The following is a 20,844-nucleotide window of genomic DNA, read 5'->3' as shown; positions in this document are numbered from 1 at the left end:
CAAGCGGAGAGTTTCCTGTGAGAGCGGGTTTACCCGTGAATGGGCCGGCGCAGGCTGACGCTTCAGGGCTGGCTGACTACCACCCCCTTGTCCCGCTCACTGATCACCACTTCCCGATACGCCGGGTCTGCCTTGATCTGAGCTTCGGTAAACGGAATCACCGCCAGTTGCTTGGCCGCAAATGCCTTGGTCTGGTCACTGGCATGCGCCGAAGCCTTCTCACTCGACTGGGAAAACGCAAGCAGGCCACGGGCTTCTGGCCCCTTGTCGGTAAAGCTGACCAGTTGCAGGTAGCTGGTGCCACTCACCACCAGCCGCTTGCCCTGCCCGTGCGGCACGCTGTAGATCGCGTTGTACACCCCTAGCGCCTGCGGGCCGCCCGGTACCGGCGTACCATCAAGGGCCTGTTGCACCTGCCCCCAGCGCGCTTCCCCGGCCACGCCACTTTCACTGACCTGCTTGAGCGACGCCAGTGCAGCCTGATGTACCAACCTGCTCACCGCCGCCTGCTCGACAGCCAGGCCGCGCGGGGTGTGCTGCGGGTCGGCCGGGTTGAATGCCACTCGCCAACTTTCCGGGTGCTCGGCCAGCGCATTGAACAGGTTCTGGAAGTGCACCAGGCCCATACCACTGTCGAGGTCGGCCTTGCCGTTCCAGGCGGTCAGGCTGCTGCACACGGCCTGCACATCTGCGCTGGCACCCTTGCACCATTGCAGCAGGTCTGGCAACACCAGGCTGGCCAGGTACACCTCGTCATCGGTGACCATGCGCTGCAATTCATCTACACCTAACCGGGCTTTGCTCTGTAGGCGTTGCAAGGCAAAGCGGCCACGCATGCCCAGTGGTTGGTCATTGCGGCTGACCAGTGGCGAGTAGCCGGTCAGCGGCTGCGCCGGGTTGGCCATCCAGGCCGGGTCGTTGGAGTTCTGTACGAAGTCTTCACGCTCCAGGCTTGGCAGCAGCCGCGCCGGGAAGATGCCCGGTTGCGCCGCCTGCGCGTCAACCTTCCACTGGCATGCGCTCCGCGAGCCATCCAGCACCACCAGGCGCCCTTGCGCCTGCGGGTTGCTGCAGGTATCCAACAGTTGCTGGTCAACATAGGGTACTACCGACTGATTCAGGTACAAGGCCCGCCCTCTCTGGTCCACGGCCAGCGTGTTGACCCAAGGGATACCTTGCAACTGCTCGACCGATCCCTTCAATGCCACCAGGCTGTCGGCTCGGTTGATCTGGTACCACTGCTGCAACACCCGTGAGTTCTCGAGGTTGGCGTCTCGCACGCTGTAGGCCGCCTGCGCATCCCAGTCCAGGCGGCCTGGCCATTGCACCACCGGGCCGAACTGCGAACTGTAGACCGGCCGCTCAACCTGGCTCAGGCTGCCATCCGTGCCTTTGACCGCGACACGGATGGTTTGCCGGGCCATCGGCAGCGACTTGCCATCGAGCACATAGCGGGTCGGGTCTTTGGGGTCGAGTTGCAGGCGGTAGAGCGTGAAGTGCTTGGAGGTGTCGACGGTGTGCGTCCACGCCAGGTGCTGGTTGAAACCGATGTTGACCACCGGCAGGCCCGGTAGCGCCGCGCCCATCACATCAAGCTGGCCGGGAATGGTCAGTTGCATCTGGTAGAAGCGCATGCCGCCCATCCACGGGAAGTGCGGGTTGGCCAGCAACAGGCCGCGGCCATTGGCTGAACGCTGCGCGCCTACTGCCACCGCATTGCTGCCGCGCTCCGCGGCGAACCGCTCCTGCCGGGCCAACGCGCTGGCAAAGCCCGCTGATGATTGCTGACGGGCCAGCGTTGGCGGTTGCGCCCCTGCCAACGCCTCGACGAACTGCCCGACACCGCCCTCGGCCAGTAAACGGCGGGTCAGTTTGACCAGATCCTGGCTGCTGATGGGCCGCACCCACTCACCATCACCACACTCGGCGGGCAGCCCTTGACGACGGCGTTCGACCAACGCCCGGTTGTAGCCGCTGGCGTATCCCGCCAGCAATGCCTGCACCGGCACGGGTTGCGCCTGCAGGAAGGCATCGACCGCCGCTGGGCTATTGAGCCAGGTGAAGAACAGGTCGCTGGTCAGGTTGTCACGCTGCTCCAGGGTCTTGCCCTTGGCGCCGAAATAGCGTGAGCGCTCACCGCTCACGGTCAGCACTTCATTGGCGAGCAGGCATAGGTTGTCCTGGGCGTAGGCATAGCCGACGCCATAGCCCAGGCCACGCTCATCCTTGGCCACGATATGCGGTACGCCGTATCGGGTATAGCGGATCTGGGCACTGGCGTCGGCTATCGCGGGCTGCGCCTGCACACCGACGCTGAAGGCCACCAGGGCAGCGGCCAGGCCGGCGCAAGTCATGGGACGGCAAAGTGGAAACACGGGCACTCCTCGGGTTCGGGGGTCATCCCGATCAGACGAATGGCCAGATGAATATTTTACGTATTACAAGGCGATGGAACGTCTTGATGAGAAACAGGCATTTTTTTCACGAATGGGTTGCAGTTTTTGCGTTCTCATTCGTCCTAGTAAGTGAGCCACCCACATTTCGGGTTCGTCCACGAAAAGGAGCATTCGCATGTACAACCCGCAAACCTCGATCCAGGCCGGGCGCGCGCCAGGCAAAGCGTCCAAGGAACAGGACGTATTTGCTGAAGAACGAATCGGCAACGAACAGATCCGCGAGCTGTTGCGCACCTTCGGCCTGCGCACCAGCCTGATCCGCCTCAAGGTTATCGATGCCTTGCACGCCGCCGACCGCAATGGCCGCAGTATTGGCGTACGCGGGGTGCACGCACAACTGGAACAGCTGGATATCCCGCTGTCGTTCCTCAGTGTGCGTGAAGTGCTCAAGCGCCTGTGTACCGAAGGCGTCATACAACTGGGTAGCGACAAGTGCTACAGGCTCAACCCCCAGGCGCGCGCCGTACTGGAGCAAACACCCTCGCGCTGAGCGCATGGCCGGCCATACCTGGCCGGCCCGCGCAGATCAGGGCTTGACCTTGCGCCGCAGAATGCCGTTGATCACCACGACCACCACGGCAATGGCGATGGCCAGCATCTGGAAGGTCTGCTCACTGATCGTGCCCTGCTTCTGCAGGTGGGACAGGCCCAGCATCAGGCCCAGTACCACCAGGATGATCAGAAGTGAATATTTGAGGCGCTGCACGTGTGTCATCGAATGTTCCTTGCAACATCAGGGGCAAATGGCTCGCAACGAGCCGCGGCAATGATACAACGGTCACCGCCCCCGGCGCTGGATTTCCTGCTGGGTGGGGTGACGTCAGCCTGAAAGCATGGGGCTTCCTAGCACCCACGCCGGAGGCACCATGTACAAACCCCTGTTGTTCGCATCGCTGTTACTGACCCCGCTCTCCCTTCATGCACTGGACACCCAGCAGACGCCGACCGAGCACCTGCTCGAACTGGGCCGCGAGTTGGCCACCCATGCCGGTGCCAGCCAATGGCAACAACTGTGGCAACGCGTACGCCAGGCCGGTTACCTGCAGACCGAAACTGCACCGGTACATTTCAGCGTGCCCACAGCCCGCTTGCCCGACCTGGCCCGACAAACGCTGGCGCAGGCCGACCAGGCACAGCCTCTGAATCAGACCCAGGTACTGTACCGCCGCCACTTTGCCGACCAGGTCATCGGCCAGCGCAACGGCCAGCCGTTGCACGCGCTGTGCCTGCTGGTCGATTGGCGCACGTTGCCGCCGGGCATGCGCGCCACCCCTCAAGCCTATCTGGGTAGCGCCAGCTTGCTGAGCAGCTACCCGTGCGATTGAGGGGTGCCGCACCCGCTCCGCATCATCGCGAGCGACCCGACAGGAAACCAGGAAGCACAGCCAGATGTCGACGCCATTTCCTACAGCGCCAGATATCGCTGCCTGCAAATCCTGTTCACCGAAGCTACAACCCCCAACCCATATGCCGCCTAGCGACGCGCCTCGGCTGTCGCACAGAATTTGCTCACACCTTCGACATAACGCCGCGGGTGATCGGGTCGCACATCCCATCTACCCCGAAGGAGCGCCATATGCAAATGCCAGATTTGAGCCAGATCGATATCAGCCAACTGCCCCACTCGCTGCAGGCACTGATCGACTGTATCGGCATCGAAAACGCCTACCAACTGACCTGCGCCTACGGCGGCAGGCCCAAGTACATCCCCAAGCACCGCGAGCGCACCAAGCTCGCTGACGTGCTGCCGGCCGAAGCGCTCGACGCACTGATCAAGCGCTTTGCCGGGGTCGCCCTGGAGATCCCCAAGGCTGACCACTTTCTGCGTCAGCTGCGCAACCAGCAGATCCAGAAGGAAAGCGCCAACGGTTTGTCCCGCAGCCTGCTGGCCAACAAGTACGGCCTGAGCCTGCGACAGATCGGCAACATCCGGCGCCAGGAGCTTTGCACGCGCTGACGCCCGGACACCTTGGCTGCTATTCGCGGCGGCCTTAACCCACTAGATAGAGCGAGCTTCCCGATATGTCGTTAGATAACAGCCTTATAGGCTCCGTGATCAATGCCCTGCCGATGGACCGCATGATCGCCGGTCCCTTGCAGGCCATGGTCCAGGCGCAGGTCACCGCCAGCAAATCCTACGCCGACTTCCTGATGCAGGTATGCGTCCAGGATGGCAAGGCAGTAGCCATCCAGTTCGACTACGACGAAACCATCGTCGACGAACAGGGCGAATACAAAGGGGTGGTCAGCAAGACCATGAAAGTGCCGCTGATGGCGGCCATTACCCACCCGAACATTTCCATCGAAGAGGGTAATGTAGAGTTCGAGCTGGTTATCAACCAGATGTCGGAAGATGTTTCCAACAAGGACATGAGTGCAGAAGCTACCGGCTCACTGGGATGGGGGCCGTTCAGGCTTAACGTGAAAGGCAGCGTGAGCCACAAATCCACGCAAACCCGTAAAACAGACACCCGTGCCCGCTATGCCTTCAACACGACCCTGAAGCGACAGGAACCGCCCGAAGCGATGATGAGGGTAATCGAGTTCCTCACTGACGCCGCAACCAAGCCAACCATTGTCCGAACCGCCGCACTGGAAAGCCCGGACGAAATATCCCAGGCGGACACCTTGAAACGGGCCGCGCCTGCAAACCTACCGACCCCGTAAAACGCTAGCGCTTGACCCATAGCCCCTCCTGCCGGTAGCCGGAGGGGCACACCCTGGCCTGAGGAGTCGAATCGTTGCAAAAGTCCCCCGCCCCCATGACCTCCATTGACCTGCGTGAAATTACCCGCGGCCTGCAAGAAGCCGCCAGTGCCACCAACAGCCTGATTGCCCAGCAGTACATCAACCTGTTCGACCAGTTTTTCGAGTGCGACACCCAAGCGCTGGGCGCCCCCATGAAAGCCAAGATGGTCGAGGTGGCCATGGATGGGCAGCACATCATGCGCGTCCCCCTGTTTGCGCTGGTGTCACCGAAAGGCCTGGCCCTTGAGCGCATGCAGGTCGACCTGTCGGTAAGGGTCAAAGGCACCGAGGCGCAGCAGGCACTGCTGACCGCGAGCGAGAGCAAGGCCGCGAGCTTCAAGGTCACCATTGGTGGCCAAGGCCGCCAGGGCGAAAACCGCGACCCCGACGAAGTGCAGATCCGCATGCAGTTCCAGGCGAGCGAACCGCCAGAGGCCCTGAACCGGTTGATCGAGGAATACACCAACCTGATCGTCCCGGTACGCGCCACCACTCCACCGCCCTCACCCGACACCAACGAGTTCATCGAGGCGGCCACCGTCCGTTGATGGCCGCCACGCTGCGGGCCTAGAAGTCGCGCTTGTAGAAGATGTCCAGAGAGCTTGCCAGCCCACTGGCGGCCTCGAGGTAAACCTTCTTGCTCAGCTTGTAACGCAACGCGATCGTGTTGGCCGGTTCGAACACGCCCACCCCGTAACGAAGGCTGAGTTTCTCGGTAAGGTTACCGCTGGCGACCACGCTGGTGCTGTTGCCAGAACCTTCGGTATCCAGCTGAAAGTCGTCGATCCCCAGGCTCGACGCCAGGCTGCCGGTTATGCCGGCGCTCCCGGCAAGGCCCAGGCCCAGGGCCGCCTCGGCGAGCATGTTGTTATCTTCGCCGGTATTGCCCAATGGCCGCCCCAATACCAGGTACGAAAGCGCCTGCTCCTGGCTCATGGCCGGCTCCGAGAACACTTTGGTCGTCGGCTGCTCGGCGCTGCCGCTCAGGCGGATGCCGGCTATCACATCGTCAACCTTGCGGATCGCTTCGATGTCCAGGTATGGCTGGTCAATCGGGCCGGCGAACAGCAGACGCGCCCGGCGTATGGTGAGGCGCTGGCCGTAGGCACGGTAGCGGCCGTCTGCCAGGCTCAGTTCGCCACGGGTATCGAGGTTATCGCCGATGTGCACATGACCCAGCAGGTTGGCAGTCAGCCCGAAGCCGCTGAACGACAGCTTGTCGCGGCCAACTTCGACATCGATGTCCATGGCCATTGCCATGGGTGGTTTGCCTTCCTCGGTCTGGTGACCGACGATTACCGTGTCATCCGACACCTTGACCGTGGACGGCGGCAGCTCTCGTACAGTGATCTTGCCCTTGGGCACCTGCACCTTGCCGGTCACCGCCAGCTTGTCATCGATCAGGCGCAAGGTCAGGTCCGGGGCAACTTCCAGTGTGGCGTAGGGCTCGACCGCGACCGGCAGTTGCTGGCCTTGCAGACGCACGTCCATGCCCAGTGCCTGCCCCCAGGTGAGGTTGCCGCTCAACTGGCCACGTCCCGCCTCGCCACTGCGCCAGTTACCGTTGAGCTGCACTTGCTCGCCGGCAATCAGCGCCTGCAATGACAGGTCCTGAAGGCTGGCCGGCAGCTCGGCGCCACTGACTTCGCCACCGCTGAGCATCAGGTTGCCGTTGACCTGAGGTGCCAGCAAGGTGCCTGAAAGCCGACCACTGCCATTGAGCTGCCCGGCCAGGCGTTCGACCATGGGCACGAATGGGCGGGCCACCGACAGGTCCAGCCCGGCCAGTCGGAAATCACCCGACAACGGTTTGTTCTTGCCCAGCGGATCGAGCCGGGCGTTGACGTTCAGCTCACCCAGGCGCTCACCGCGAAACGCCAGGCGCGTATCGATGCGCCGCGGTGCCAGCGTGCTGTCCAGGCGCAGGGCCTGGTAAGGGAAATCGACCCAACGGCCTTTGTCGCGCACGCGCAAGGTGCCACCACTGGCATCGACAACGACAGTGCCCTTGGGGCCGCTGGCCGGGATGTCCAGGTTGATATCGGCATTGAGCAGGCCTTGCCAGGCAAAGTCCTTCGGCAGCCACTGGGCCAGGCTGCCCAGCGGGAACTGCTTGAGGTGGTAGCGCAGGCGCGGTTCGGGGGCCAGCCGCTGGTCGTCGCCACACAGGCTTGCCTGGCCGGAGCGCCAGCAGTGGGCCCCGAAGTCAAGCTGGCCGCTGGCCAGCCGCTGCAGGCGTGCGGGCGCCTGCAACTGCCAGTCCTGGCCACCGGCCTGGATGCGGCCAGTGGCCAAGCGTCCGCGCCAGTCACCTTTGTTCAACTGGCCATCCAGGCCAAGGTCGAGCTTGAGCTGCGGGCCATCCAGCGCGAGGGTCAAGGCCTGTTGGCGAATGTCGCCTTTGCCGTTGGCCTGCAACGTGCCCAAGGCGGTATCACCCAGGTGGATACCGGTTGCCTTGAGCCCGACTACACCGCGTTGGGCGTTGTCCAGGCGGGCATCCAGGTCCAACTGCTGCAGGCGGTTTTCGCCCTGGGCCAAGCGCTGGCCCTGCAGGGTGAGCGTACCTTGCGGGGCCTGCAAGGTGCCGGCGACATCCAGCCGGCCCTTGACCCCGCCTTGCAGCCTTGGCCACAACTGGCCCAGGCGCGGCAAGTCAAGGTCGACTTGCCCCGCCAGGCGCTGTTGCACGCTGCCACTGCCGTTGATGCGGTTGTCACCCAGCTGGATAGCCAGTGCGCCCAGGGTCCAGCTTTGCCCTGCCCCTTGGGCCTCGGCCTTGAGCATGGCTGGCTGGCCACGCAGGCGGCCTTTGAGGTCAAGCTGGGCATCGAGGGTAAGTGCATCGCCTTTCAGTTCGCCTTTGCTGCGCAGTGGCCCCGCCAGGGTACCGGGCAGCTCGGCCAGCCAATAGGCCGGGTCGAGCGCGGAGAGCTGCAGGTCGACATCCCAGGCCAGGGTGTCGGCAAAACGGACGGCGACACTGCCGGCTGCCTTGCCCTGGCCGGCGGTCAGCGCCAACTGCGGCAGTTTCACCTGGGTGAGGTCACCTTCGAACGGGCTGGCCAGGCTGAACGCTCCTGCCGGGCCGTCCAGGTCCCCCGTGAAAGTTCCCTGGTAATTGCCATCACGATAATGCACCTGGGTATTGAAGCGCTTGAGGGTGACCTCGGGCGGTGTCTCCAGTGGGTACAGACGCAACCACGGGAAGTCCTGCCAGTCCAGCTGCGCATCGGCGCTCAGGCCTTGCTGCCAGTCAGCCGTGGCTTGCAGCTTGACCCGTTGGCTGTCGCTGGCGGTCAGGTCCAGGGCATCGAGCCTGGCGCCTTTACTGTCTACCAGGCCGGACAGGACCAAGGCGATCGGTGACTGCTCGGCCGGCAGGCTGGCCCTGCCAGACAGTTGATAGCCATCGAGCAGATCGCCCTTGGCATCGAGCTCGAGCGCTTTCAATTGCAAGGTGTCAGGCAACGCACCAGCCGGTTTGAAAGCGTCGGAGCGGATGTGCAAGGTCGCCGGCAGGTGCTCGGCCAATGCCTGCAACTGCCCGCTCAATGTGGCATCGAGGTAACCACTGCTGGTGCCGGCGAGCTCCAACGTCTTCTGCAATTGGCCATTGGCCGTCAGTGCCAGTTGCCAGGGTTTTTCGTCTACCGCAGGCAACTGCAATTGCGCCTGTAGTGTTACCGGCCAGTCGCCTTCGGGTTGCAGGTCACCCTGTAGGCTCAATTGCAGGTCGTCGCGCAGCAGCCGCAGGCTGTCGATGCGTATCCCGCTGCTGGTCCAGTGCGCAGCCAGTTGCAAATCGCCAAGCAGGTCGCTGCCATCCAGGCGCAGCTGCCCGACCTTGACCTCACCCAGTTCGATGGCCAGCGGCAAGCGCAGGGTCGGCAATTGCAGCGGGGCGCTCTCGGTCGGTTCGGTGCTTGGCGCAAAGGCCATGTCAATGCGGTCTGCCTGCAACCGGTCAATGCACAAGGTAGCGCGCAGCAAGCAAGCAGGCGACCAGGCCAGCGACGGCGCCTGCATCTCTACCGTGCTGCCGCCGTCGGCCCAGGTCAGCCGGCTGGCCTGCCAACTGCCCGCCAGGCGACCCTGGAAGTCGGCCACTTCAAGCCCCGGCACCTTGCCCAGTGCCCAGCGGCTGCCGGCCTGGGTACCCAGCAGCAAGCCGAGCACCAGGCCCATGCTCGCGACGCCCCCCAGCAGGCCCAGTGAAGTAAATTTGATTACGCGTTTCACAGCTCGGGCCCCATGGAAAAGTGCAGGCGAATGCCCCCTTCGTCATCCAGCGCCTTGGCCAGGTCCAGGCGCAGCGGCCCGACCGGCGATACCCAGCGCACACCAAAGCCGACACCGGTCTTGAGGCTGGGCAGCTCCAGGTCGTTGAACGAGTTGCCTTGGTCAACGAACGTCGCGACCCGCCATTTTTCGGTCAGCGAATACTGGTACTCGACACTGCCTGCCACCAGGTAGCGCCCGCCAATACGGTCACCGTCGCTGTTCTTCGGCGACAGGGTCTGGTAGTCGTAACCGCGCACACTCTGGTCGCCACCCGCGAAGAAACGCAGCGACGGCGGAATGTTGTTCTTGAAGCCATTGGTCGCACTGCCACCAAACTGTACGCGCCCGAGAAAGCGGTGGTTGTGGCCGAGCGTGGTCAGGCCTTTGAGCAATACGTTGCCGTGCAGCAGGTTGGTGTCGGAAACCAGCCCTTCCTTGGCACCTTGAACATCGAACTGCAGGCGATAGCCGTTGTGCGGATCGATACGGTTGTCACTGCGCAGGAAGGAATAGCTGACGCCTGGCATCAGCAGGTTGCTCAAACCGGAGTCGTCACCCAGGCGATATTCTTCGCGTTGGTACTTGAGCGAAATCACCCGCTGCCAGCCACTGGGCAGCTTGCTGTGCCACTCGGGGCCGACCGTCAACAGCTTGCTGAGCGTGTCGGTGCCGGCAAGCTCCTCGTTCTGGTAGCCACCGGCAAAGCGCAGCTTGTCGGTCAGCGGCGGATCAAGCGGAATGTCATACCACAGGCCGACGTTCTGGCGCGGGGCCGACAGTTCGGTTTCCCAGCCATAGCTGTGGCCTTGTGGGTTGACCCAGTGGCGGGTCCAGTTGGCCTTGCCGCGCGGCCCGACGTCGGTCGAGAAGCCCAGGCCAAGGCCCATGGTGCGTGGTTTACGGGTTTCCAGGTGAACATCCACCGGGACTTCTTCGCCCACAGCAGCACTGGGTGCCGCATCCACACGCACGCCTTCGAAATAGCCGCTCGATTGCAGGTCGTTGTTCAGTTCCGCGATCAGTTCCGAGTCGTAAGGGGTGCCCGGTTTGAACGAAACCATGCGCTGCAGCAGGTCCTCGTCCAGCGGCGCGTCGCCACCGAAGGTGACGGCGCCCAGGCGATAACGCGGGCCACTCTGGTAGACCAGTTCGATATCCGCCACACCCGCTTGTGGGTCAACGGCCAGGCGCTGGCTACTGAAGCGTCCACTGAAGAAGCCATAGCGCGACGCCTGGTTCTGGATCAACCGCTTGGCATCCTCGTAATGGCCGTGATTGAGTTGTTCACCCGCACGCAGGGCCTTGCTGTTAGGCACGCGGAAGGCCTTCATCTCGCTGGCAGGGCCCTCGATGCGCACGGTCACGTTGCGCAGGCGAATCGGTTCGCCCGGGTTGATGCTGATGATCAGTTGCGGGGGATGGTCGGCGTCGCTGGCAGGCTTGACCTCAGTATCGATCTGCGTTTGATAGTAGCCAAGTGCCTGCGCCGCTTTGCGCGCCTGCTCCTCTGCCCCGCGACTGAAGCGTAAAAGTGCTTCTTCGTCGCGGTCACCCAATGTGCCTATATAGCCTTCGACATTGGCCTTGAGCGCCTTGTTGGCCGGTTTCACCTTCACCAACAACTCGCTCTGGCCCCATGCTGCGAAACTGGCGACCCAGAATACCAGGCCCCAGGTCAATCTTCCTGAATACGTCATGCGGCGCATGCTACCAGAGCCAGGCGCTCAAGGGAGCCGCCCGGCGGCCTGTTCAGGCAAAAGCGGGTTTTGAAGAGACTGGATTAGGATGAAAGAACACCCTCTCTCGGATTGGTCCTACAGCTACTTCACCAATTTCCTCATAACCCTGACGCTGGTAAAAAGCCAGGTAGTGCTCGTTACCGGTGTCCAGCACCACCCCTTGGGTGCCTGGGTCTTCCGCGCACCAGTCGTGCACAGCTTGTAACAATTGCTCGCCATAGTGCTTGCCCTGAAACTGCGGGTGCACCCCCAGCAAAGGCAACACATGCACCTGGTCAGTGGGCAGACAGCTGGCCAATGCAGCCTGGTAGTCCATGTAGCGCCGCGTACAGCGCAGGCCGGTACCCAGCATCATGCGCAGGCGCCAGGCCCAGCTGTCGGCCACGCCCAGCCGGCGCTGCGGCGGCACGATCAGGGCCAGGGCAATCAGGCGGTCCTCGACCAGCAGGCCGATGGCGGGCAGTTGCAGGTAGAAGTGCTGGCGCACCCATTCGCGCACCATCACCCGCAGGCGCCGCTCATACCCGGGGCGCTGGGCTTCGAAGATGTAGGCGAAGGTGGGCTCGTGGCGGTAGGCGTTGTACAGCAGCGAACGTGCCTCGCGGCTGTAACCATCGTCGAGCAGGCAGACACGGGCCGGGGCGGCTGTGGTTTCGGGCATTGCGGGCAGACCTCCTGGAATGGGCGTTCAGTGCCTTGGAGGTGCCCCAGCGTGCTTCGTTCACCCCCAACAGCACGTTAGCAGCAGGCTCGCCTGGCCGCCATGCTGGTGATGCAGGTCGATGTCGGCTAGCATCGCGCCTTTTACCGGGATTGTCTTTCCATGAAGATCGTCTGTTTCAACATCAACGGCCTGCGGGCCCGCCCGCATCAGCTGGCGGCGCTGATCGAAAAGCACCAGCCGGACGTGATCGGCCTGCAGGAAACCAAGGTCAGCGACGATCAGTTCCCGCTGGCCGACGTGCAGGCACTGGGTTACCACGTGCACTACCATGGCCAGAAAGGCCACTACGGCGTGGCCCTGCTGTCGCGCCAGCCGCCGCTGAGCCTGCACAAGGGCTTTGCCACCGACGAAGAGGATGCCCAGCGCCGCTTCATCTGGGGTACCTTTGCCGATGCCAACGGCAGCCCGATCACCATCATGAACGGCTATTTCCCCCAAGGCGAAAGCCGCGACCACCCCACCAAGTTCCCGGCCAAGCAGCGCTTCTACAGCGACCTGCAGGCACTGCTGGAAAGCCAGTTCCGCAACGACCAGCCAGTGCTGGTGATGGGCGACATGAACATCTCGCCGCAAGACTGTGATATCGGCATTGGCCCGGACAACGCCAAACGCTGGCTGAAGACCGGCAAGTGCAGCTTCCTGCCGGAGGAGCGTGAGTGGATGGAACGTTTGAAAGGCTGGGGGTTGGTAGACAGCTTCCGCCACCTGTACCCGGAGGTGACCGACCGTTTCAGCTGGTTCGACTACCGAAGCCGCGGCTTCGAGGACGAGCCCAAGCGCGGCCTGCGCATCGACCTGATCATGGCCTCGCAGCCGCTGGTGCCGCGCATCAAGGCAGCGGGCGTGGACTATGAGCTGCGCGGGATGGAAAAGCCGTCGGACCATGCGCCGATCTGGCTGGAGTTGAGCTGATTCGGGTAACGGGCCCAAGGTGCACACCTTGGGCCCACTCTCACAACCCCAACCTCAACGCCTCCCCCACCCCCGCCCCACGCACATCGTCCGCCGCGCTGACCAAGGCAAAGTTATAAGCCCCATGCGACCAGTACCGTGCCTCCAGCTGGCCATCGACCCGCTGCCCGTCCGGCATGCGCCGATAAAGGTCGCCCGGCGAGCGCAGGAACAGGCTGATGCGCTGGCCCTTGCCATCTTCGAATACCAGTAATGCAGCCGGCCCCTGCTCGTTGCTGAGCAAGCGGGCGCCCACCGGTTTGAAGCCATACCCCGCCAGGTCCGGTAACTGGCCCACCCGGCTGAAATGGCGGCCTAGCCAGTCGCGCAACCGCCCAGGATCACTGGCCTGGATATCCAGTGCTTCACTGCTGGCGAACAAACGGTGCGCCTGAACAGCATCAGCCATGGGCAGGTCGACCCGCGCCAAGGTTGCATCGCGCACTTGCCAGCCGCCCAAGCCCCCCACACCCAACGCCAGCATCACCACCGCCGCCGCCGCCCAACGCCGCTGCCGACGCTGGCGCAATTGCCGACGCAACTGGCCAAGGTCCAGCTGCGCCGCACCGGGCAGCTCGCCCAATCCGGCCAGCGCTGTGCGCAGCCGCCGGGCATCGGCGCGCCAGCCTTCCACCCGTGCCGCAGCTTGCGGGTTGGCCGCCAGCCAGGCCTGCACTTCGGCCCGGCGCACAGGTTCCAGGCGCTCATCGACGTAAGCGTGCAATTCGTCATCGCTGGGGATCAGGCGCTTCATTTCAGTCTCCGCAAGGCCGGTGGCTGGGGGTTGCCCTCGGTCAGTTCGCGCAAGGCATTGCGCGCGCGCGACAGGCGCGACATCACAGTGCCGATGGGGATGCCCAAGGCCTGGGCGGCCTCCTTGTAACTCAAGCCTTCGATGCTGACCAGCAACAACAAGGCACGCTGCTCCGCCGTCAGCCGGGCAAACGCCTGCAGGTCGGCCTGTGCCAGGACGATGGTTTCGAGGTTGTCACCGACCGGCTCATCGTCGTGCTCGTTACGGCCGAACCAGGACAACCAGCGCGCATGCAATCGCTCGCGGCGCTTACCGTCGAGGAACTGTCGATAAAGGATGGTGAACAGCCAGGCACGCAGGGCATCAGCGTCCCGCTGCTGGTCGCGACGGCTCAGGGCCCGCTCGACCGTGGCCTGCACCAGGTCGTCGGCGCTGCCCGGCTCGCGGGTCAGCCACACGGCAAAGCGGCGCAGGCGGGCCAGCAGCTCGCGCCACTGGTGGTCGTCCAAATCATGCATGGCTAGGTCCCGGCCTCTGGGGTTGTCAGTGTAAAGGGCAGACGCCTGTGAACACATTCTATTCCCAATGAGGGAATAACTTTTTCTCTGACACGTCGTACTGGCACCTTCACTGAACCGGACGATGACCATGAACACACCCTTGCACGGCTCGGCCAAAGCCTTGCGCCTGGCCGCCATTGGCGGCGTGCTGCTGGCCGCAGGTGCCGGCTTTGCCTATGCCGCTGGCTGGCTCGGCGAACCCCGACTGACGCCACAGCGCATCATCGACACCTTCGAAGCCCAGGCCGGGCATTACCCCGGCTACCGCAAGAACCACGCCAAGGGCTTGTGCGTGAGCGGCTACTTCCAGGCCAGCGGGCAGGCCGCCAACCTGTCCACGGCGCGCGCCTTCAGCCAGCAACGGGTGCCGGTGGTGGGCCGTTTTGCCATCGGCGGCGCCAACCCGTTCGCCCCGGATACGGGTATACCCGTACGCAGCCTGGCGATTGAGCTAAGCACCGACGATGGCCAGGTCTGGCGGACCGGCATGAACAACCCTCCGGTGCTGGCAGTCAGCACGCCGCAAGGGTTCTACCAGCAAGTACTGGCGAGCGCACCAGACCCGGCAACCGGCAAACCGGACCCTGGCAAGCTGCAGGCGTTCTTCGCCGCTCACCCGGAAAGCGCGGCGTTTCGCCAATGGGCGGCGGGCTACAAACCCAGCAACAGCTTCGCCAACACGCAGTACCACAGTATCAATGCCTTCCACCTGATCGACGCAGCGGGTGCGGCCCACCCGGTGCGTTGGCAGCTCGAGCCACAAACTGCATTTGCGGCATTACCCGCGCAGGTTGATGACAAGCAATTCCTGCAACACGACTTGCAGCAGCGCCTTGCCCAAGGCCCGTTGCGCTGGACGCTGCGCCTGGTACTGGCCGAACCTGGCGATGCCGTGGACGACCCTGCCCGGCCGTGGCCCGCCGAGCGGCGCAGCGTGGACGCTGGCACTCTGGTACTGGAACAGGTAGACGCCCCCGAGCAAGGGGCCTGCCGCGATCTCAACTTCGACCCGCTGATCCTGCCCCGCGGCATAGAGGCATCAGCCGACCCGATCCTCGCCGCCCGCTCGGCCGCCTATTCCGAATCGTTCAACCGCCGTAGCCGCGAATCGCTCAGCACCGGAGCCAAGCCATGAAACCTCAAGCCTTCCACCCTTTCGCCCGCGTGTTGCACTGGCTGATGGCCGTGCTGATTCTGGCCATGCTGTTCATCGGCGTGAGCATGGTCGCCGACCTGTCGCTACGCCACCCGGTGCTGATCAGCCTGCACAAGGCCACCGGGCTGGCCCTGCTGGTGCTGGTGGTACTGCGCATTGCTGTGCGCCTGACCCTACCTCACCCGCCCCTGCCGAACGATCTGCCAAAACTGCAGCGCTGGGCCGCCGGAGCCTCGCATCTGCTGCTTTATGGCCTGATGCTGGCCATGCCGCTGCTGGGCTGGGCCATGCTGTCGGCAGGCGATTACCCGCGCCCGTTCGGCTTGCCCGCCATCGCCCCCCACAACCTGCAGCTATATGCTGTGTTGCGCCAGGCCCATGGCTGGGCCGGCTACCTGCTGTTTGCCACGGTGCTGGTGCATGTGGGGGCCGCTTTGATGCATGCGTGGGTGCGCCGTGACGGTGTGTTGCGTAGCATGTGGCCTGGCCCCTTGCACCGCAGCGAGTGAACGGTAGCAGCACGGGGTTCGACAATCGATAATGATTCCTAATAATATCGGTTTTGTTTGCCACTCTGCCCTGGACTGCCCATGAACGTCGCAAAGGATCCTGCAACCCTTCTGCCTGCCAGCACCCTGAACCTGCGCCCGCTGTTGCTGGCCAACATGGCCTGCACCATGTCGATGATGGCGTTCGTCGCCCTGATCGGCCCGATAGCCCGCCAGCTTGGCATGGCCACCTGGCAAGCTGGCGCCGCCGTGACCGTGGCCGGCGTGGTCTGGGTGCTGCTGGCCCGGCCCTGGGGCCGCGCGGCAGACCGCCTGGGCCGCCGGCGCATCCTGCTGCTGGGCAGCGCCGGCTTCACCCTGGCCTACTGGCTGCTGTGCCTGTTCGTCGAAGGCGCACTGCGCTGGATGCCGGGGGCGACCTTGGCGTTCATCGGCCTGATGATCGCGCGTGGTTGCATCGGCGCCTTTTATGCCGCCATCCCGGTAGGCTGCAATGCGCTGATCGCCGACCATGTCGAGCCGCAACGCCGGGCGCGGGCCATGGCCTCACTGGGGGCGGCCAACGCCGTCGGTCTGGTGGTCGGGCCGGCGCTGGCCGCACTGCTGGCGCGGCACAGCCTGAGCCTGCCGTTCCATATCATGTCGCTGCTGCCGGCCACTGCCTTCCTCGTGCTGTTTTTCACCCTCAAACCACAGGCGCTGCCGCACAGCCACGCCCCCAGCCCGGTGCGGCTGAACGACCCGCGCCTGCGCCGGCCGCTGCTGGTGGCATTCAGCGCCATGCTCAGCGTGACCGTGTCGCAGATCATCGTCGGTTTCTTTGCCCTTGACCGTTTGCATCTGGGCCCTGCCGAAGCGGCCCAGGCGGCTGGCATCGCCCTGACCACCGTGGGTGTGGCACTGATGCTGGCCCAGGTGATACTGCGCCAACTGGAGTGGCCACCGCTGAAGATGATCCGGGTGGGTGCCACGGTATCGGCACTGGGCTTTGCCTGTGGCTCGCTGGCCAGCACGGCCCCCTGGCTGTGGGCTTGCTATTTTGTTGCGGCGGCCGGCATGGGCTTCGTCTTCCCGGCGTTTTCGGCACTGGCGGCCAATGCCATGCAGGCCTCCGAACAAGGCGCCACGGCCGGCTCCATTGGCGCCGCCCAAGGCATGGGCGCGGTGATCGGGCCGCTCGCCGGTACCTTGGTGTATGCCCTTGATCCGCGCTTGCCATTCCTGGCCGTGGCCGTGCTGTTGCTGCTGGTCGGGCTGTGGCCAATGCCGCGTGAGCAGCGGGTTTGAGAAGCACAGCGCGCAAGGGCGCAGAGTGTGTTTTAATGCGCATCGCTCATTATTATTGACACCTCTGATTACAAGGCGGCTATGGACACGGGGACGCGACTCAAACTGGTGCGTGAACGCAACAACCTCTCCCAACGGGAACTGGCCCGTCGCAGCGGGCTGACCAATTCGACGATCTCGCAGATCGAGCAGAATCGCGTCAGCCCTTCGGTCAGCTCCCTGAAAAAACTGCTCGAGGGCATCCCCATGAGCCTGGCGGAGTTTTTCAGCTTCGACGAGCCGGTGCGTGAGGAACGCTACGTATTCCGTGGTGGCGAACAACCCGACCTGGGCCGCAATGGCCTGCGCATGCTGCTGGTTGGCGCCAGCGTCGAAGGCCGCCAAATGCGCATGCTGCGTGAGCTGTACGCACCCGGCGCCGACTCTGGCGAGCCGATCGTGCACGCTGAAGGCGAAGAATGCGGGTTGGTCACCCGTGGCACCGTCGAGCTGTGGGTCGACGGCCAGGTCAGCGTCCTCAATTCGGGCGACGGCTACTACATCCCCACGACCCTGCCGCACAGTTTCAAGAACATCGGCCCGGATGAGGCCGAGATCATCAGCGCCAACACGCCGGCGAATTTCTGATCTTGACGCACAGACCTTCACTGAGCGCCCGGGATGTCTATCAGTGCCTGCGTAATGTGGCCCTTGGCGTGCATCACCTTGAGGTGGCTGCACGCCGCGATGGCGGCCTGGTCGATGTCGGCATCCAGGGCTGGCAACTGACGTTGGCCCTGGATACTGAAGGCTTGGCGCATTGCGTTCATTGCCAAGCCCCCGACGGTGAACAGGCCGGGCTCGAACACTGGCAGCGCTATGGCACCAACCCCACCGACCTGCTCAGCCTGTGGGAGCGCACTCAGCTGGAGAGGCTGCTGGCCCCCTGACGCAGCGCCTCCTCGACAAAGTCCAGGCGGTCCTGGCCGAAGAACATGCCGTCACCGACAAAACAGGTGGGCGCGCCAAACACCCCGCGCGCCACAGCGGCCTCGGTCGCCTGCTTTAGCGCGGCTTTTACTTCGCTGTCAGCGGCCAGGGCATGAAAAACCTGCGGGTCGAAGCCTGCCTGCACGAGTGTTTCATTCAGCACAGCGCTGTCGCTCAGGTTGCGGCGCTGTACCCACAGCCCAGTGAACAGCACCGATAGCAATGCCTCGAACCGATCCGGTGAATGCAACTGGGTACCTGTCACGCCGCGCATCAAAGTCAGGGTATTGACCGGAAAGCCCGGCGGCATCCCGAACGGCACACCGTAGCGTTGGGCAAAGCGTGCCAGGTCGGTGAACATGTAGCGCCCTTTGGCCGGGATCATGGCCGGCGAAGCATTGCCGGTAGCCTGGAAAACCCCGCCAAGCAGCATTGGCCGGTAGCGCAGCGTAGCACCGTGGCGGGCACACAGGTTCGGCAGTTGGGTCCAGGCCAGGTAACTGGCCGGGCTGCCCAGGTCAAAAAAGAAATCGACAGACGTGTGCATGGTGACGGTCCTTGCGTGTTAACGGGGGTTTACCAGCGTTCCATCCAGGGGCGCAGGTCCAGCTCGAACGTCCAGGCGTCGCGGGGCTGGGCGTGCAGGAACCAGTAACTGTCGGCAATGTGCGCCGGGTCAAGGATGCCATCCTGGTCCTTGAGGGCATAACGCTCGGGGAAGCTGTCACGGATGAAGGCCGTGTCGATGGCACCGTCCACCACCACATGGGCGACATGGATGTTGCGTGGCCCCAACTCGCGCGCCATGCTCTGTGCCAGGGCACGCAAGCCATGCTTGGCGCCGGCGAAGGCGGCAAAACCGGCTGCGCCGCGGGTACCGGCTGTAGCGCCGGTGAACAGGAGGGTGCCGCGCTCACGCTGAACCATGCGCCGGGCCACCGCCTGCGCGGTGAGGAAACCGGCAAAGCAGGCCATTTCCCAGATCTTGAAGTACTTGCGTGGGGTTTCCTCGAGAATGCTGCACGGCACATTCGCACCGATATTGAAGACAAATGCCTCAATCGGACCTATATCACGCTCGATAGTGTCTACCAGCGCGGTCACCTCCTCTTCCTTGCGCGCATCAGAGCCAAAACCGTAGGCCTGGCCGCCAGCGGCGTGTATTTCCTCCAGTAGCGGCTGCAGTTTGTCGGCCTGGCGCCGGGTTACGCAGGCAATATAGCCCTCACGCGCAAAGCGCTTGGCGATCTCACCCCCAGTGGCGTCGCCCGCCCCGATCACCAGCACGACTTTTTGTTGTTCTGACATGCCTGCCTCCATGGGTAAATGATCGTTTAGTAAACGAACGCTATGCTATGATCGCGGTCATCGTCAAGCCTGTCTGCCGAGGCATGTGAATGCGCTATTCCAACGAACACAAACAGCAAACCCGCGAACGGTTGCTGGCCAGCAGCGGCGCGCTGGCCAAACGCGGGGGTTTTGCCAGCACCGGCGTGGCCGGGTTGATGAAAGCGATCGGCCTGACCGGCGGTGCCTTCTACAACCACTTCCCGTCCAAGGACGACCTGTTTACCGAGGTGGTACGCCAGGAGCTGAGCAACAGCCCCCTGGCACGCCTAGCTTGCCAAGGCGCCAACCGCGAACGCCTGGGCCGCTGTCTGCAGCAGTACCTGAGCCTGGCCCACCTGCGCAATGCCGAAGGTGGATGCCCGCTGCCGCCGCTGGGTGTGGAAATCGCCCGGGCCGACACGCCGGTGCGTGAAGTGGCTGAGCACTGGCTGGTAGAGCTGCACCAGGCCTGGAGCACAACCTTGGAGGATGAGCAGCTGGCCTGGGTGCTGATAAGCCAGTGCGTAGGGGCATTGCTGGTCGGGCGCATGCTGGCCAGTGAAAGCGTGCAAGCGCAGGTACTGGGCGCCAGCCGCCAGTTTGTCGAACAGGCCCTGCATGAGACGGATTAGTGCCCTGCTGAGTTTGCTATTGGCCCTGCCAGCGCTTGCCGAACAGGCCTGCCCGCCTGGGCAGTATCAAGTGTGCCTGATGGGCTGCTTCTGCGCCCCGATCGACCCAGGCCAGGCCGGGCAGATCCTCAAGGATGTGGAGGTCATGGCCTCGTCCAGCCTGACCTACGCCTTGCGCCAGGCCCGCGACGAAGCCACGGCCAGCGGAGTGCAGCCGATTCCGTTGCATATTCGGGCGCAGCTTGAACCTTGGTATGACTTTGCCGTGCTCGACGCGGCGCGCTTCCGGGTGGGGGATGAGCAACAGATGAGCGCAGCCAATGCGCTATTGCAGAACCCCGATGTGAACGCCGTTACACTGATCGACACGATCATCTTCCGCCGGGCCGCCGATGCCGAGGACAACGTGGCCTTGTGGGCGCACGAGCTCAAGCATGTGCAGCAGTATCAGGAGCTGGGCGTGGAGGCGTTTGCCCGACGCTATACGCGTAACTACGACGACCTGGAGGGGCCGGCCTACAAGATCGAGGCCGAAGTCGACAAGGCGCTGCGCGAGCGTCGTTCAGGCCTGGCCCGCTGATTGGCCAGGGATGTTGGCCAGCAGGGCCGGCCCCTTCGCGGGTAAACCCGCTCCTACAACGGCATGTGTTCAACTCCCGCTGTGTGTCCGCGACCGCGTAGGAGCGGGTTTACCCGCGAATACGGTGGCGGCTGCGACGGTGAACAGCGGGTAGAGATTGGCCAGC

Annotated in this window: 22 protein-coding genes; 13 read left to right on the top strand and 9 right to left on the bottom strand. The window is 63.8% G+C overall.

The annotated features are described in order from the left end of the window. Nucleotides 1–62 precede the first annotated feature (62 nt). Nucleotides 63–2,354 carry an acylase gene (locus tag V6093_RS02535; RefSeq protein WP_406669820.1) on the bottom strand — a complete coding sequence of 764 codons (2,292 nt, stop codon included), beginning with the start codon at nucleotides 2,352–2,354 and terminating at the stop codon, nucleotides 63–65. Between the two features lie 217 nt (nucleotides 2,355–2,571). Here V6093_RS02535 and V6093_RS02530 point away from each other — a divergent pair, with 217 nt between their 5' ends. Beyond that, entirely contained in the window at nucleotides 2,572–2,946 is a 375-nt protein-coding gene (locus V6093_RS02530) for a hypothetical protein (RefSeq protein WP_003248065.1), read from the top strand. Nucleotides 2,947–2,982: 36 nt separating this feature from the next. On the opposite strand, the gene V6093_RS02525 is transcribed toward V6093_RS02530, so the two are convergent. Beyond that, the gene (locus V6093_RS02525) at nucleotides 2,983–3,171 is read right to left on the bottom strand and encodes a hypothetical protein (protein ID WP_003248064.1); all 189 of its coding nucleotides are present in this window, start codon (nucleotides 3,169–3,171) and stop codon (nucleotides 2,983–2,985) included. 151 nt (nucleotides 3,172–3,322) lie between these two features. Here V6093_RS02525 and V6093_RS02520 point away from each other — a divergent pair, with 151 nt between their 5' ends. The 4 genes from V6093_RS02520 to V6093_RS02505 all read left to right on the top strand — a co-directional run bounded on the left by V6093_RS02520 (nucleotide 3,323) and on the right by V6093_RS02505 (nucleotide 5,752). Then, on the top strand, nucleotides 3,323–3,781 hold the full coding sequence (locus tag V6093_RS02520; RefSeq protein WP_014861322.1) for a hypothetical protein: 459 nt from the start codon (nucleotides 3,323–3,325) through the stop codon (nucleotides 3,779–3,781). A gap of 251 nt (nucleotides 3,782–4,032) precedes the next feature. Continuing rightward, the gene (locus V6093_RS02515; protein WP_003248057.1) at nucleotides 4,033–4,413 is read left to right on the top strand and encodes a Mor transcription activator family protein; all 381 of its coding nucleotides are present in this window, start codon (nucleotides 4,033–4,035) and stop codon (nucleotides 4,411–4,413) included. A gap of 65 nt (nucleotides 4,414–4,478) precedes the next feature. Beyond that, entirely contained in the window at nucleotides 4,479–5,123 is a 645-nt protein-coding gene (locus tag V6093_RS02510; protein WP_012052541.1) for a DUF2589 domain-containing protein, read from the top strand. 74 nt (nucleotides 5,124–5,197) lie between these two features. Next, on the top strand, nucleotides 5,198–5,752 hold the full coding sequence (locus tag V6093_RS02505; protein WP_047604960.1) for a DUF2589 domain-containing protein: 555 nt from the start codon (nucleotides 5,198–5,200) through the stop codon (nucleotides 5,750–5,752). A 19-nt stretch (nucleotides 5,753–5,771) separates the two neighbouring features. Here V6093_RS02505 and V6093_RS02500 read toward each other — a convergent pair whose 3' ends face one another. From V6093_RS02500 to V6093_RS02490, 3 genes are read right to left on the bottom strand one after another with little or no spacing between them, the layout of a single operon-like run. Beyond that, on the bottom strand, nucleotides 5,772–9,446 hold the full coding sequence (locus tag V6093_RS02500) for a translocation/assembly module TamB domain-containing protein (protein ID WP_406669690.1): 3,675 nt from the start codon (nucleotides 9,444–9,446) through the stop codon (nucleotides 5,772–5,774). Then, the gene (locus V6093_RS02495) at nucleotides 9,443–11,185 is read right to left on the bottom strand and encodes an autotransporter assembly complex family protein (protein ID WP_144000565.1); all 1,743 of its coding nucleotides are present in this window, start codon (nucleotides 11,183–11,185) and stop codon (nucleotides 9,443–9,445) included. The genes V6093_RS02500 and V6093_RS02495 overlap by 4 nt, the downstream gene beginning before the upstream one ends. A 52-nt stretch (nucleotides 11,186–11,237) precedes the next feature. Next, nucleotides 11,238–11,888, bottom strand: a complete 651-nt coding sequence (locus V6093_RS02490; protein ID WP_004576713.1) for an N-acetyltransferase — start codon at nucleotides 11,886–11,888, stop codon at nucleotides 11,238–11,240. Between the two features lie 162 nt (nucleotides 11,889–12,050). Here V6093_RS02490 and xthA point away from each other — a divergent pair, with 162 nt between their 5' ends. After that, a complete protein-coding gene (gene xthA, locus V6093_RS02485) occupies nucleotides 12,051–12,863 on the top strand; it encodes an exodeoxyribonuclease III (RefSeq protein WP_003248046.1) in 813 nt (270 codons plus the stop codon). Nucleotides 12,864–12,903: 40 nt separating this feature from the next. Here xthA and V6093_RS02480 read toward each other — a convergent pair whose 3' ends face one another. After that, nucleotides 12,904–13,656, bottom strand: a complete 753-nt coding sequence (locus V6093_RS02480) for an anti-sigma factor (protein WP_003248043.1) — start codon at nucleotides 13,654–13,656, stop codon at nucleotides 12,904–12,906. Then, nucleotides 13,653–14,174 carry a sigma-70 family RNA polymerase sigma factor gene (locus V6093_RS02475; protein WP_004577197.1) on the bottom strand — a complete coding sequence of 174 codons (522 nt, stop codon included), beginning with the start codon at nucleotides 14,172–14,174 and terminating at the stop codon, nucleotides 13,653–13,655. Before V6093_RS02475 ends, V6093_RS02480 begins: the two co-directional genes overlap by 4 nt. A 124-nt stretch (nucleotides 14,175–14,298) precedes the next feature. Between V6093_RS02475 and V6093_RS02470 the strand changes: the two genes are divergently transcribed. The 5 genes from V6093_RS02470 (at nucleotide 14,299) to V6093_RS02450 (ending at nucleotide 18,097) form a co-directional block, all read left to right on the top strand. Beyond that, nucleotides 14,299–15,351, top strand: coding sequence for a catalase family peroxidase (locus V6093_RS02470; protein WP_267826985.1), 1,053 nt, complete (start codon nucleotides 14,299–14,301; stop codon nucleotides 15,349–15,351). After that, on the top strand, nucleotides 15,348–15,881 hold the full coding sequence (locus V6093_RS02465) for a cytochrome b (RefSeq protein ID WP_274094454.1): 534 nt from the start codon (nucleotides 15,348–15,350) through the stop codon (nucleotides 15,879–15,881). Before V6093_RS02470 ends, V6093_RS02465 begins: the two co-directional genes overlap by 4 nt. A gap of 81 nt (nucleotides 15,882–15,962) precedes the next feature. Next, nucleotides 15,963–17,168 carry an MFS transporter gene (locus tag V6093_RS02460; protein WP_047604963.1) on the top strand — a complete coding sequence of 402 codons (1,206 nt, stop codon included), beginning with the start codon at nucleotides 15,963–15,965 and terminating at the stop codon, nucleotides 17,166–17,168. An 81-nt stretch (nucleotides 17,169–17,249) separates the two neighbouring features. Next, nucleotides 17,250–17,795 (top strand): cupin domain-containing protein, encoded by a 546-nt coding sequence (locus V6093_RS02455; RefSeq protein ID WP_003248033.1) that lies wholly within the window; start codon nucleotides 17,250–17,252, stop codon nucleotides 17,793–17,795. Between the two features lie 2 nt (nucleotides 17,796–17,797). Further along, nucleotides 17,798–18,097: a hypothetical protein gene (locus V6093_RS02450; RefSeq protein WP_267826980.1), complete on the top strand. Its 300-nt coding sequence runs from the start codon at nucleotides 17,798–17,800 to the stop codon at nucleotides 18,095–18,097. Here V6093_RS02450 and V6093_RS02445 read toward each other — a convergent pair. Both V6093_RS02445 and V6093_RS02440 read right to left on the bottom strand, forming a co-directional pair. Further along, the gene (locus V6093_RS02445; protein WP_019751801.1) at nucleotides 18,070–18,684 is read right to left on the bottom strand and encodes a 2-hydroxychromene-2-carboxylate isomerase; all 615 of its coding nucleotides are present in this window, start codon (nucleotides 18,682–18,684) and stop codon (nucleotides 18,070–18,072) included. The genes V6093_RS02450 and V6093_RS02445 overlap by 28 nt on opposite strands. A gap of 29 nt (nucleotides 18,685–18,713) precedes the next feature. Beyond that, nucleotides 18,714–19,445: an SDR family oxidoreductase gene (locus V6093_RS02440; protein WP_047604965.1), complete on the bottom strand. Its 732-nt coding sequence runs from the start codon at nucleotides 19,443–19,445 to the stop codon at nucleotides 18,714–18,716. A gap of 89 nt (nucleotides 19,446–19,534) precedes the next feature. On the opposite strand from V6093_RS02440, the gene V6093_RS02435 reads away from it, so the two are divergent. Beyond that, nucleotides 19,535–20,098, top strand: coding sequence for a TetR/AcrR family transcriptional regulator (locus V6093_RS02435; RefSeq protein WP_003248015.1), 564 nt, complete (start codon nucleotides 19,535–19,537; stop codon nucleotides 20,096–20,098). Beyond that, complete coding sequence (locus tag V6093_RS02430; RefSeq protein WP_047604966.1) at nucleotides 20,085–20,678, top strand: DUF4157 domain-containing protein; 594 nt, start codon at nucleotides 20,085–20,087, stop codon at nucleotides 20,676–20,678. Before V6093_RS02435 ends, V6093_RS02430 begins: the two co-directional genes overlap by 14 nt. The last annotated feature ends 166 nt before the right edge of the window (nucleotides 20,679–20,844 follow it).

It is taken from the genome of Pseudomonas putida group bacterium ESBL64 (assembly GCF_045277175.1).
GTDB classification, from domain to species: domain Bacteria; phylum Pseudomonadota; class Gammaproteobacteria; order Pseudomonadales; family Pseudomonadaceae; genus Aquipseudomonas; species Aquipseudomonas alloputida.
This window is presented reverse-complemented; position numbering and strand designations above follow the sequence as displayed.

Coding starts and splice junctions, on each gene's coding strand:
- V6093_RS02535 (WP_406669820.1), bottom strand. CDS start 2,354: ATGACTTGCGCCGGCCTGGCCGCTGCCCTGGTGGCCTTCAGCGTCGGT.
- V6093_RS02530 (WP_003248065.1), top strand. CDS start 2,572: ATGTACAACCCGCAAACCTCGATCCAGGCCGGGCGCGCGCCAGGCAAA.
- V6093_RS02525 (WP_003248064.1), bottom strand. CDS start 3,171: ATGACACACGTGCAGCGCCTCAAATATTCACTTCTGATCATCCTGGTG.
- V6093_RS02520 (WP_014861322.1), top strand. CDS start 3,323: ATGTACAAACCCCTGTTGTTCGCATCGCTGTTACTGACCCCGCTCTCC.
- V6093_RS02515 (WP_003248057.1), top strand. CDS start 4,033: ATGCAAATGCCAGATTTGAGCCAGATCGATATCAGCCAACTGCCCCAC.
- V6093_RS02510 (WP_012052541.1), top strand. CDS start 4,479: ATGTCGTTAGATAACAGCCTTATAGGCTCCGTGATCAATGCCCTGCCG.
- V6093_RS02495 (WP_144000565.1), bottom strand. CDS start 11,185: ATGACGTATTCAGGAAGATTGACCTGGGGCCTGGTATTCTGGGTCGCC.
- V6093_RS02490 (WP_004576713.1), bottom strand. CDS start 11,888: ATGCCCGAAACCACAGCCGCCCCGGCCCGTGTCTGCCTGCTCGACGAT.
- xthA (WP_003248046.1), top strand. CDS start 12,051: ATGAAGATCGTCTGTTTCAACATCAACGGCCTGCGGGCCCGCCCGCAT.
- V6093_RS02480 (WP_003248043.1), bottom strand. CDS start 13,656: ATGAAGCGCCTGATCCCCAGCGATGACGAATTGCACGCTTACGTCGAT.
- V6093_RS02475 (WP_004577197.1), bottom strand. CDS start 14,174: ATGCATGATTTGGACGACCACCAGTGGCGCGAGCTGCTGGCCCGCCTG.
- V6093_RS02470 (WP_267826985.1), top strand. CDS start 14,299: ATGACCATGAACACACCCTTGCACGGCTCGGCCAAAGCCTTGCGCCTG.
- V6093_RS02465 (WP_274094454.1), top strand. CDS start 15,348: ATGAAACCTCAAGCCTTCCACCCTTTCGCCCGCGTGTTGCACTGGCTG.
- V6093_RS02460 (WP_047604963.1), top strand. CDS start 15,963: ATGAACGTCGCAAAGGATCCTGCAACCCTTCTGCCTGCCAGCACCCTG.
- V6093_RS02455 (WP_003248033.1), top strand. CDS start 17,250: ATGGACACGGGGACGCGACTCAAACTGGTGCGTGAACGCAACAACCTC.
- V6093_RS02445 (WP_019751801.1), bottom strand. CDS start 18,684: ATGCACACGTCTGTCGATTTCTTTTTTGACCTGGGCAGCCCGGCCAGT.
- V6093_RS02440 (WP_047604965.1), bottom strand. CDS start 19,445: ATGTCAGAACAACAAAAAGTCGTGCTGGTGATCGGGGCGGGCGACGCC.
- V6093_RS02435 (WP_003248015.1), top strand. CDS start 19,535: ATGCGCTATTCCAACGAACACAAACAGCAAACCCGCGAACGGTTGCTG.
- V6093_RS02430 (WP_047604966.1), top strand. CDS start 20,085: ATGAGACGGATTAGTGCCCTGCTGAGTTTGCTATTGGCCCTGCCAGCG.